Origin of the sequence: Aeromicrobium sp. Leaf245 (assembly GCF_942548115.1) — a bacterium.
Taxonomy (GTDB): domain Bacteria; phylum Actinomycetota; class Actinomycetes; order Propionibacteriales; family Nocardioidaceae; genus Aeromicrobium.
Map to the genome: position 1 here is coordinate 3453920 of NZ_OW824151.1, position 10070 is coordinate 3463989.

11 protein-coding genes and 1 tRNA gene are annotated in these 10070 nt (G+C 71.1%); 8 read left to right on the forward strand and 4 right to left on the reverse strand.

Going from position 1 to position 10070, the window contains the following annotated elements; translation table 11 throughout:
- Position 1 precedes the first annotated feature (1 nt).
- Positions 2-781 carry a phosphate ABC transporter ATP-binding protein PstB gene (gene pstB, locus NBW76_RS16795; RefSeq protein WP_055970123.1) on the forward strand — a complete coding sequence of 260 codons (780 nt, stop codon included), beginning with the start codon at positions 2-4 and terminating at the stop codon, positions 779-781.
- A gap of 204 nt (positions 782-985) precedes the next feature.
- Here pstB and NBW76_RS16800 read toward each other — a convergent pair whose 3' ends face one another.
- The 3 genes from NBW76_RS16800 to NBW76_RS16810 all read right to left on the reverse strand — a co-directional run bounded on the left by NBW76_RS16800 (position 986) and on the right by NBW76_RS16810 (position 2871).
- Positions 986-2011, reverse strand: coding sequence for an inorganic phosphate transporter (locus tag NBW76_RS16800; RefSeq protein WP_055970125.1), 1026 nt, complete (start codon positions 2009-2011; stop codon positions 986-988).
- A gap of 3 nt (positions 2012-2014) precedes the next feature.
- Positions 2015-2632 carry a DUF47 domain-containing protein gene (locus NBW76_RS16805; protein WP_055970137.1) on the reverse strand — a complete coding sequence of 206 codons (618 nt, stop codon included), beginning with the start codon at positions 2630-2632 and terminating at the stop codon, positions 2015-2017.
- An 89-nt stretch (positions 2633-2721) separates the two neighbouring features.
- Positions 2722-2871, reverse strand: coding sequence for a hypothetical protein (locus NBW76_RS16810; protein ID WP_156364687.1), 150 nt, complete (start codon positions 2869-2871; stop codon positions 2722-2724).
- Between the two features lie 153 nt (positions 2872-3024).
- Here NBW76_RS16810 and NBW76_RS16815 point away from each other — a divergent pair.
- Positions 3025-3097 (forward strand) — tRNA-Lys (locus NBW76_RS16815).
- 45 nt (positions 3098-3142) lie between these two features.
- Here NBW76_RS16815 and NBW76_RS16820 read toward each other — a convergent pair.
- Entirely contained in the window at positions 3143-3793 is a 651-nt protein-coding gene (locus NBW76_RS16820) for a TetR/AcrR family transcriptional regulator (RefSeq protein WP_056552910.1), read from the reverse strand.
- 87 nt (positions 3794-3880) lie between these two features.
- Between NBW76_RS16820 and NBW76_RS16825 the strand changes: the two genes are divergently transcribed.
- From NBW76_RS16825 to NBW76_RS16850, 6 genes are read left to right on the forward strand one after another with little or no spacing between them, the layout of a single operon-like run.
- Positions 3881-5014 carry a VOC family protein gene (locus NBW76_RS16825; RefSeq protein ID WP_056552913.1) on the forward strand — a complete coding sequence of 378 codons (1134 nt, stop codon included), beginning with the start codon at positions 3881-3883 and terminating at the stop codon, positions 5012-5014.
- Positions 5011-5949: a fumarylacetoacetate hydrolase family protein gene (locus tag NBW76_RS16830; RefSeq protein WP_056552915.1), complete on the forward strand. Its 939-nt coding sequence runs from the start codon at positions 5011-5013 to the stop codon at positions 5947-5949. Before NBW76_RS16825 ends, NBW76_RS16830 begins: the two co-directional genes overlap by 4 nt.
- The gene (locus tag NBW76_RS16835) at positions 5946-7496 is read left to right on the forward strand and encodes a bifunctional 3-(3-hydroxy-phenyl)propionate/3-hydroxycinnamic acid hydroxylase (protein ID WP_235492878.1); all 1551 of its coding nucleotides are present in this window, start codon (positions 5946-5948) and stop codon (positions 7494-7496) included. Before NBW76_RS16830 ends, NBW76_RS16835 begins: the two co-directional genes overlap by 4 nt.
- Positions 7493-8686: a cytochrome P450 gene (locus tag NBW76_RS16840; RefSeq protein WP_056552921.1), complete on the forward strand. Its 1194-nt coding sequence runs from the start codon at positions 7493-7495 to the stop codon at positions 8684-8686. The genes NBW76_RS16835 and NBW76_RS16840 overlap by 4 nt, the downstream gene beginning before the upstream one ends.
- Before the next feature lie 2 nt (positions 8687-8688).
- Positions 8689-8883, forward strand: a complete 195-nt coding sequence (locus NBW76_RS16845; RefSeq protein WP_056552924.1) for a ferredoxin — start codon at positions 8689-8691, stop codon at positions 8881-8883.
- A complete protein-coding gene (locus NBW76_RS16850; protein ID WP_056552926.1) occupies positions 8880-10013 on the forward strand; it encodes an NAD(P)/FAD-dependent oxidoreductase in 1134 nt (377 codons plus the stop codon). The genes NBW76_RS16845 and NBW76_RS16850 overlap by 4 nt, the downstream gene beginning before the upstream one ends.
- The last annotated feature ends 57 nt before the right edge of the window (positions 10014-10070 follow it).

A 10070-nucleotide genomic window follows, 5' to 3' on the forward strand; every position in this document is an offset into this window, starting at 1 on the left:
GATGGCCAAGAGCATCGACGTCTCCGACCTGAACATCTACTACGGCGACTTCCTCGCCGTGGAGGGCGTCAACATCGCGATCCCCGCCCGCGCGGTGACCGCCTTCATCGGCCCCTCGGGCTGCGGCAAGTCGACCTTCCTGCGGTCGCTGAACCGCATGCACGAGGTCATCCCCGGCGCCTACGTGCAGGGCAAGGTGCTCATCGACGGCGAGGACCTCTACGCCGACGAGATGGACCCGGTGAACGTGCGCCGCATGGTGGGCATGGTCTTCCAGCGCCCCAACCCGTTCCCGACGATGTCGATCTACGACAACGTGCTGGCGGGCCAGAAGCTCAACAGCAAGCGGATGAAGAAGTCCGAGTCCGACGACATCGTCGAGCGCTCGCTGCGCAGCGCCGGTCTGTGGGCCGAGGTCAAGGACCGCCTCGCCCGCCCGGGCTCAGGGCTGTCGGGTGGTCAGCAGCAGCGCCTGTGCATCGCGCGCGCCATCTCGGTGGAGCCCGAGGTGCTGCTCATGGACGAGCCGTGCTCGGCCCTCGACCCGATCTCCACGAGCGTCATCGAGGACCTGATCCACGAGCTCAAGGAGAAGTACACGATCGTCATCGTCACCCACAACATGCAGCAGGCGGCGCGTGTCTCCGACGACACCGCGTTCTTCAACCTGGCGGGCGTGGGCAAGCCGGGCAAGCTCGTCGAGTTCGGCCGCACGGAGAAGATCTTCTCCAACCCCGAGGAGTCGGCCACCGAGGCCTACATCCAGGGCCGGTTCGGCTGAGCCGAACGAGCAACGCGTCCTCGACGCCCGTCCCTCTCCGGGGCGGGCGTCGCTGCGTTCCGCCCCGTCTCGCCGATTCCCAGGTCGACCTGGGAATCTCCCGGGCTGCACGGTTGTCCCACGGCTGCACGGGAAGCAACCCGTGCATCCCTGGGTTTCCCAGGTCGACCTGGGAAACCCCGACGGGGCGCAGCCCCGGCCGGGTCAGGGAAGGAAGAACTGGGCGACGCCGTAGAACCCCGCCGCGACCGCGGCAGCCGCGGGGATGGTGACGATCCAGGCGGTGACGATGCCCTTCGCCACGCCCCAGCGCACCGCGCTGAAGCGCTTGGTGGCGCCCGAGCCCATGATGGCCGAGGTGATCGTGTGCGTGGTCGAGACGGGGGCGTGCAGGCCGATGGCCATCACGTAGAGCACCGTGGCGGCCACGCCCTCGGCCGCGAAGCCGCGGGGCGGGTCGAGGTCGATGATGCGACGCCCGAGGGTGCGCATGATGCGCCACCCGCCCGAGTAGGTGCCGGCGGCGATGGCGGAGGCGGCGGCGATGATGACCCAGAGCGGGACGTCGGAGCCGTCCTCGAAGCCACCGGCGACGAGCGCGAGGACGATGACGCCCATCGTCTTCTGCGCGTCCTGCAGACCGTGGCCGAGCGACATGCCGGCCGCCGAGACGGTCTGCGCGTGACGGAAGCCGCGGGCGACCTTCCCTGGATTGGCCTTGCGGAATATCCACATGATGGCCGTCATCAGGGCGAAGGCACCCGCGAAGCCCAGCAGCGGCGAGAGCACCATCGGGATGGCGACCTTCTCGACGAGGGTCGCCCAGTCGACAGCCGTGGCCGAGGCAGCGCCGGCGCCGACGATGCCGCCGATGAGGGCGTGCGACGACGACGAGGGGATGCCGAAGTACCAGGTGATGAGGTTCCAGGTGATGGCGCCGATCAGCGCCGCCAGCACGATCGTGAGGCCGTGGGCGCGATCCATGTCGACGCCGGACGACACCCGTGAGTCGATGTCGATGATGCCTTGGATGGTCTGGGCGACCCCCACACCGAGCAGGGCTCCCACGAAGTTGAGGACCGCCGCCATCGCCAGGGCGATGCGCGGGGTGAGGGCACGCGTCGAGATCGAGGTCGCGATCGCGTTGGCCGCGTCGTGGAACCCGTTCGTGTAGTCGAAGACGAGCGCGATCACGACGACGGCAATCACCATCGTCAGGACGAGGTCCATGGCTCAGGACTCCTTGACGGCGATCTGCTCCACCGTGTTGGCCACGGACTCCAGGGCGTCGATCGCGTGCTCGAGGGAGTCGACGACGTCCTTGAGCTTCAGGACCTCCAGCGACTTGTAGCTGCCGCTGAACAGGTCGGCGAGGATGCGCCGGTAGGACCGGTCGCCCTGGTTCTCGAGGCGGTTGATCTCGATCCAGTACTCCTCGAGGTCCTTCATGGTGCGCAGTCGGGGCATGGCCTCGGCGGTCAGCTGGCAGGCGCGCTGCAGGACCTCGACCTGGGCGGCGAACTGGCTGGGCAGCTCGCCGATCTCGTAGAGGCCGATCAGGTCGACCGTCTCCTCCATGAAGTCCATGACGTCGTCGAGGCTGCTGGCGAGGCGGTAGATGTCCTCGCGGTCGAACGGCGTCACGAACGTCGAGTTGACCCGCTTGACGATCTTGTGGGTCGTCTCGTCGGCCTGGTGCTCGGCGTCGCGCATCTGCTCGCCGAGGGCGACGCGGTCGACGTCGGGGTCGAGGACTTGTGCCAGGAGGTTGGCACCGTGCACGAGGTGGGATGCGGCTTCTGCGAAGAGGTCGTAGAAGGACGTCTCCACCGGACGGATGCGAAATCGCACGCCAAGCTCCTGTCGATTCGGTTCAGGCCGAGACAACTGTAGGTGCTGACGTTCACCAAGTGTCAATCGGCCGGACCTCGAGGGTCCGTTCAGCGGATGTCGAGGCCGAGGAACGCGTCGACCTCGGCCTGCGTCATGGGGGTCTCGCGGTTCGACGCGGCGATGATCAACCGGCTCGTGAGCTCGATCTCGTCGAGCACGTCGTCGTCGCGAAGACGATCGTCGAGGGGCTCGAGCATGGGGTGCTCCGATGATGCAAGGGGGATGTCCACCGCCCGGGGGGAGGCGGTGCGCCCAGGGTAACCCCACCGGCCACCTCTCGGCAGCAGTTCGCGCCGATGGCGACGGCCCGGCGGCCGCGTCCACCGAACGCTGGCAGACTGGCCTCGCCAGGGCCTCTAGCTCAACTGGCAGAGCAGCGGACTTTTAATCCGCGGGTTGTGGGTTCGAGTCCCACGGGGCCTACGACTCCGCCGTCGCCCGCCGGACTCAGGACCTGGTCCTGACCGGTCAGCCGAGCCCGGCCGTCGCGTCGATCGAGGGCAGGGGCTCCGCGCAGAGGCGCTCGGCCTCGGCTCGCTCGAGCCCGAGGGCCACGAGGACGTCGGACGTGACGCCGTCGACCGTCTCGGCCTCGTCGAGCCCTGGGCGCTCGTGCAGGAGGTGACCCAGCTCGATCATGGCGCCGGTGACCACCACCATCGCGCGGTCCAGGTCCATGTCGAGGAAGCGCCCCGCCTTCTGCGCCGCACGGATGTCGCGGCGGGCGCGCGGCCCCATGCCGTCCGGCGACTGGGAGAGCGCGTGGCCCTGGCTCAGGAGCACGCGACTGATCTGCGGCTCGAGCCGGTGCAGGCGACCCGTGAGCCGAAAGCTGCGCGCGAAGAGGGCGGCCGGATCGGTCGTGCCGTCGTCGACGGCGTCCAGGGACTCCGCCCACTGCGACAGGGCGGACTCGATCGCGGCGGCGAACAGCTCGTCCTTCGAGGCGAAGTGGTTGTAGAAGGTCCCGATGCCCACGTCGGCGCGCTCGGTGACCTCCTGGATCGGGACCCCGAGCCGGCCCTCCACCAGCAGGCCCTGCGCGGCCTCGATCAGGGCGGCGCGCGTGCGAGCACGGCGCTTGTCGAAGCGTGACGTGCTCGCAGGGACACCGGACATGACGACGATCCTAGCCCGCGCCATTGCTTGACCACGGACCCTTCGGTCCCTACTCTGAAGAAATCTTCAGTTCCGGAGGAATCCTCAATGAGCCACCACGACCTCAGCCACCGCGACCTGCACAGCGAGCAGGGCCCGCGGCCGGGTGAGCACCGCCACCGGTCGGCGCAGCCCGTCATCAAGGTGCACGACATCGCGTGGCTGGAGTTCGAGAAGCCCGACCTGGCGGCGGCCGAGGTATTCGCGCGGGCCTTCGGGTTCTCCGTGACGCACCGCTCGGCCCACGAGCTGAACCTGCGAGGCGCGCTGCCCGGCAGCCCCTGCGTCATCATCCGCAAGGGCGAGGGCTCGCGGTTCGTGGGTCCGGCCTTCCGCGCCGCGGCCACGACGGACCTGCTCCGCCTTGCCGAGGCCACCGGCACGAAGGCCCGCCGCCTCCCCGAGCACCTGGGCGGTCTCAGCGTCGACGTCCGTGAGCCGGCCGGTGCTCTGGTGCGCGTGGTGGCCGACACCATCGAGCACCCCGCCCTGGAGACCCAGCCGGTCCACACGTTCAACTTCGGCGCCACGACGGACCGCGCGAACCGGACCCAACGCCCACCGCGTGCGCCTGCGGTCGTGGAGCGCCTCGGCCACGTCGTGCTGCAGACCACGCGGTACCTGGCGTCGCTGGACTGGTACCTCGACCACCTGGGCCTGATCGTCTCGGACTTCCTGTACTTCCCGGGCCAGCGCCACCGCGGGCCGACGATGAGCTTCATCCGCTGCGACCGCGGCGACACCCCGGCCGACCACCACACGCTGGCGATGACCCTCGGTCCCCGCAACCGCTACGTGCACTCGGCGTACCAGGTCGCCGACCTCGACGCGCTCGCCGCCGGCGGCGAGCACCTCAAGGACCTCGGCTACCACCACTCGTGGGGCATCGGGCGTCACATCCAGGGCAGCCAGATCTTCGACTACTGGCGCGACCCGGACGGCTTCCTCGTCGAGCACTTCAGCGACGGCGACATGTTCGACGCCTCGCTCGAGCCCGGATGGGCCGAGATGACGGCCAGCGGTCTCGCCCAGTGGGGCCCGCCCGCGACCGCCGACTTCCTCGGCATCGCCCCCGGCCGGGAGTCGCTGCGCGAGGCGCTCTCGATGACCACCGCTCTGCGTACCGACAACGAGTTCGACCTGACCCGCCTGCTCGGCCTGATGAAAGTTGCCCGCTCATGACCCTCCCCGTCCTGCGCACCGCCGACGCCTGGTGGCTGCAGCGTCCCGACGGCGCCGTCCGCATCGCGACCGACGCCACCACGACCGCCGAGCTGCTCGCCGACCGCGACGCCGTGGTCGCGGCCCGCGACGCCGGCGATCCAGTCCCGGTCGACGACCTGGCGCTCGTCTCGCCCGTCACGGCCCCGTGCCGCGTCGTGGCCCAGATGGCGAACTACGCGAGCCACGCCAAGGACGCAGGCATGGACCCGGACGCGGTCCCGCTGGCGTTCTTCCGCAAGGCCTCCGGGTCGATCAGCGGCCCGACCGACGACATCGTGCGTCCGGCCCACGTCGCCCTGCTCGACTACGAGGTGGAGATCGGCCTCGTCCTCGGGCGCGAGGTCCCGGTCGGCACCGAGGTCGCGGAGTCCGACCTCCCGGGCATGGTCGCGGCACTCGTCGTCACCAACGACGTGTCGGCGCGCGACCAGCAGCTGCCCAAGACCCAGTTCTACGAGTCCAAGTCCTACCCCACGTTCACACCGACCGGGCCCGTCCTCCTGGTCCTCGAGGACGGCGAGCTGGCCCGGTTCACCGAGCTGCGCCTGCGCCTCTGGGTCAACGGTGAGCTGCGCCAGGACCAGCCGGCCTCCGACATGATCTACGGACCGCTCGCTGCGTTCCGGGCGCTTGCCCGGTTCCAGCAGCTCGCCCCCGGCGACCTCCTGCTCACCGGCACCCCGGTGGGCACGGCCCTGAGCGCGCCGCCCAAGCCGATCGAGGTCATCGGCTCCCTGCTGCCGCCGGCGACCAAGTGGCGCATCTTCTTCACCAAGCAGGCCAAGAACCCGCGCTACCTCCAGGACGGCGACCTCGTCGAGGTCTCGATCGCGACCGACGACGGCGCGATCGACCTCGGGTCCCAGCGGACCCGGGTGCGATGGACGGCGTGAGCGCCGTGACCGCCACGGCGACGGATCCGAGCCCGGTCATCATCGTCGGGGCGGGACCCACGGGCGCGTGCGCCGCGCTCGAGCTCGCCCGGCACGGCACCCCGAGCGTCGTGATCGACCGCTGGGAAGGGGTGTACCCGCAACCGCGAGCCGTCCACCTCGACGACGAGGTGCTGCGCATCCTCGACCGGCTCGGCGTCGCCGAGCGCTTCGCCGCGATCTCGCGCCCGGGCGGAGGGCTGCGCCTGGTCGACGCTGCACTGCGGGTGCTGGGCGAGTTCCCCCGCGAAGGGGTCTCGCCGACCTCGGGCTTCACCCGCGCCAGCATGTTCGACCAGCCCGACCTCGAGGGCCTGCTGCGCGCCCGGTTGGCCGAGACGCCCGAGGTCACGCTCCTCGGGGGGCACGAGGTGACCACCGTCGAGCAGCCCTCCCCCGGCCGGGTCCGCGTGCGTGCGCGCGCGATCAACACCGGGGAGGAGCAGCTCCTCGACGCCGAGGTCCTGCTGGGCTGCGACGGCGCCAACAGCCTCGTGCGCCGGTCGATCGGCTCGACCATGACCGACCTCGGGTTCGAGCAGCGGTGGCTCGTCGTCGACATCCGGACCGGCGAGGACCTGCGGCAGTGGGAGGGCGTGCACCAGGTGTGCGACAGCACCCGGGCGGCCACGTACATGCGCATCGGGCCGGAGCGGTACCGCTGGGAGTTCCAGCTGCTCGACCACGAGACCGCGGCGGACTTCGCCTCGCTCGCGTCGATCGCCCCGCTCGTCGCACCCTGGACCCCCGGCACCGACCTGGCGGCCCTCGAGGTCATCCGGTCCGCCGAGTACACGTTCCGCGCCGCTGTCGCCGACCGGTGGCGGTCAGGGCGCATCTTCCTGCTCGGCGACGCCGCCCACCTGACCCCGCCGTTCATCGGCCAGGGCATGGGGGCGGGCATCCGGGACGCGAGCAACCTCGGGTGGAAGGTCGCCGGGTTCCTCGAGGGTTCCCTGCCGGCCGACGTGCTCGACACCTATGAGCCCGAGCGGTCCCGTCACGCCCGGTCGATGATCGACACGGCACGCCTCCTGGGCACGATCATGACGCGCGGTGGTCGTGCGGGCGACGCACTTCGCGCCGGCGCCGTGCCGGTGCTGAACCGCACGCCGATCGTGCGTCGACGCTTCATCGACAGCGCCACGCCACCCCTGGCCGGGTCGTCGTTCGTCTCGGCGCGCCGCGGGGACCGCCTGGCCGGGCGGCTCTGCCCGAACACCGTGCATGGCCGCCGCGTGGTCGACGACCTCATCGGTCCCGGTTGGGCACTCGTGACCTCCGAAGCGCCCTCCCCGACCGACCGGCGCGAGCTCGAGGCCCGAGGCTGCACCGTCGTCGGGACGACCGATCGTCCCGAGCTCTCCTCGTGGCTGCACGAGGGACGCGCGACGGCGGCGCTGGTGCGCCCCGACCGCACCACCATGGCGTCCGGCCACGACGTCTCGGCGCTCGTCGCCCTGGCCGCGCCGCTCATCACTCCCGCGAGGACCGAGGTGTCCGCATGACCACGACCGTCCCGACCTACCGGCCGGACGTCTACGCACCCGACGCGATCCTCGATCCGTACCCCCACTACGAGCGCATGCGGGCCCTGGGTCCCGTCGTGCGGCTCGCCAAGCAGGGCGTGCTCGCGGTGACGCGCCACGACGACTGCAAGCAGGTGCTGCTGGACGACGCGACGTTCGTCTCCGGCCGCGGCGTGGCCCTCAACCCCGTGGCCAACCGGCTCGGCCGCGGCACGACGCTCAACAGCGACGGCGAGGAGCACGACCGCCGCCGCAGGCTCCTGGCCTCCCGTCTGACCCCGAAGGCCCTGCGATCGATGCGCGACGAGGTCGAGCAGCGAGCGGACGCCGTCGTGGCGGCTGCCGTGCAGAGGAAGCACGTCGACGGCGTCGTCGACATCGCCGAGGCGCTGCCCACGTCGTTCGTGCCGGACCTGATCGGCTGGCCCGAGGAGGGGCGCGAGAACCTGCTGCGATGGGCGGGGGCCACCTTCGACTCGCTCGGTCCCGTCAACGGGCAGACCGTCCGCACGGCACCGTCGACGATCGGGATGATGCGTTTCGCGCGCTCGGTCGTCCGCCGCGGAGCGGTGCTGCCGGGCTCGATGGGAGCCGACCTCCTCGAGAAGGTCGGGAGCGGTGAGGTGCAGCGCGGTGAGTGCCCCGCCCTCATGATCGACTACCTCGCGCCCTCGTTGGACACGACGATCAGTGCGATCGCGAGCGCCCTGATGCTGCTGGCCGAGCACCCCGACCAGTGGGCAGCGCTCAAGGCGGACCCCTCCCTGATCCCGAACACGGTCAACGAGGTCGTCCGTCTGGAGTCGCCGCTGCGGGCCTTCTCGCGCCACGTCGAGCGCGGCGCCGAGATCGGTGGAGTCACCGTGGAGGCCGGGTCGCGGGTGGCCGTGTTCTACGCCTCGGCCAACCGCGACGACCGCTTCTGGGACGCGCCCGACCGCTTCGACATCACCAGGAACGCCACTCCGCAGCTCGGCTTCGGCCAGGGTGCGCACGGGTGCGCGGGCCAGGGCCTGGCTCGTCTCGAGACACAGTCGATCCTGCACTCGGTCGTCCGGCGCGTCGACCGTCTCGAGATCACGGACGCCCCCACGTGGGGCCTCAACAACATCATCCACAAGCTCGACCACCTGCCCCTGCGGCTGGTGGCCGCCAAGAAGGGCCAGTGACCATGCGGATCATCGCCGACTACGACCGGTGCGAGGGCCACGGGCTCTGCGTCGACCAGGCACCTGACGTCTTCGACCTCGACGACGAGGGCGACCTCGTCCACCACTTCGACGGGACGGACCTGCCGAGCGAGCAGGAGGCCGCCGGACGACGCGCGGTCGACTCCTGCCCCGTGGCAGCGCTGCGGCTGGCATGAGCCCCAGCGACGTGGTGGTCGTGGGCGGGTCCACCGCCGGTGCCACCGTGCTCAGGGAGCTCCGTTCCCGGGGGCACGAGGGGCGGATGACGCTCGTCGACCCCGAGCCGGGCACGAACCGGCCACCGCTGTCGAAGGCCGTGCTCGCCGATGCGGCCGCGGAGGACTCGGTGCTCATGGACCACTCCTCGCTCGACGTCGAGCTCGTGCGGGCCAGGGCCACAGGGCTCGACCACGCCGGCCGCACGGTCTCGACCGAGGATGGTGCAGCCCACCGGTACGACGCCCTCGTCATCGCCACCGGCTCGCGGGCCCGGCGGATCGCCCTGCCCGGCCAGACCGGTGAGCTCGTCCTGAGGACGGTCGAGGACGCCCGCCACGTCCGTGAGCGGTTCGCCGACGCGGCGACCACCGTGGTCGTCGGAGCAGGGTTCCTCGGGCTCGAGGTGGCCACGGCCGCCGCCACGGCCGGCCTGCGGGTGACGGTCGTCGACGTGGCCCCTCCCCTGCAGCGCCTGCTCGGGGATCACCTGGCCACCGCGATCTGCGAGCGCGCCACGACGCTCGGCATCGACTTCCGCCGCTCGGGCGCCGTTCTGATGGGCGATCCCGTGCGCGGCGTCAGGCTGGACGACGGCGAGGAGCTGGCAGCCGACGTCGTCGTGAGCTGTGTGGGTGACGAGCCGGTGACCGACTGGCTCCACGGCTCGGGACTCGAGACCGACCACGGGGTCGTGATCGACGACCACGCCCGTACGAGCCTCGCCGACGTCTACGCCGCCGGCGACGTCGCAGCGGTCCGTACGCCGGACGGGGCGGTGCGCCGTCCCTTCTGGGCGAACGCAGTGGCCCACGGTCGCGTCGCCGCCGCCACCGTCCTGGGACAGCCCGTCGACACCCCGATCGTGGACGACTACTTCTGGAGCGAGATCGCTGGCGTCTCCCTCAAGGTCGTCGGCTCCCTGCCCGTCGAGGGCGAGCCCGAGGTGCTCGAGGACGCCGGCTCCGGGCACGGACTGCTCGCGTGGGGCCAGTCGACCGTGGTGGCCTACGGGATCCGACGCTCGGCACCACGCCTGCGCGCCGTGCTCCGTGAGCGCGCGTCGCCAGGCGGAACGACCGCCGACTGAGCGTCGGCGTGCACCCGACGTCTACGGCGCCAGCGCGCTCGTCTACTCGGGAAATGC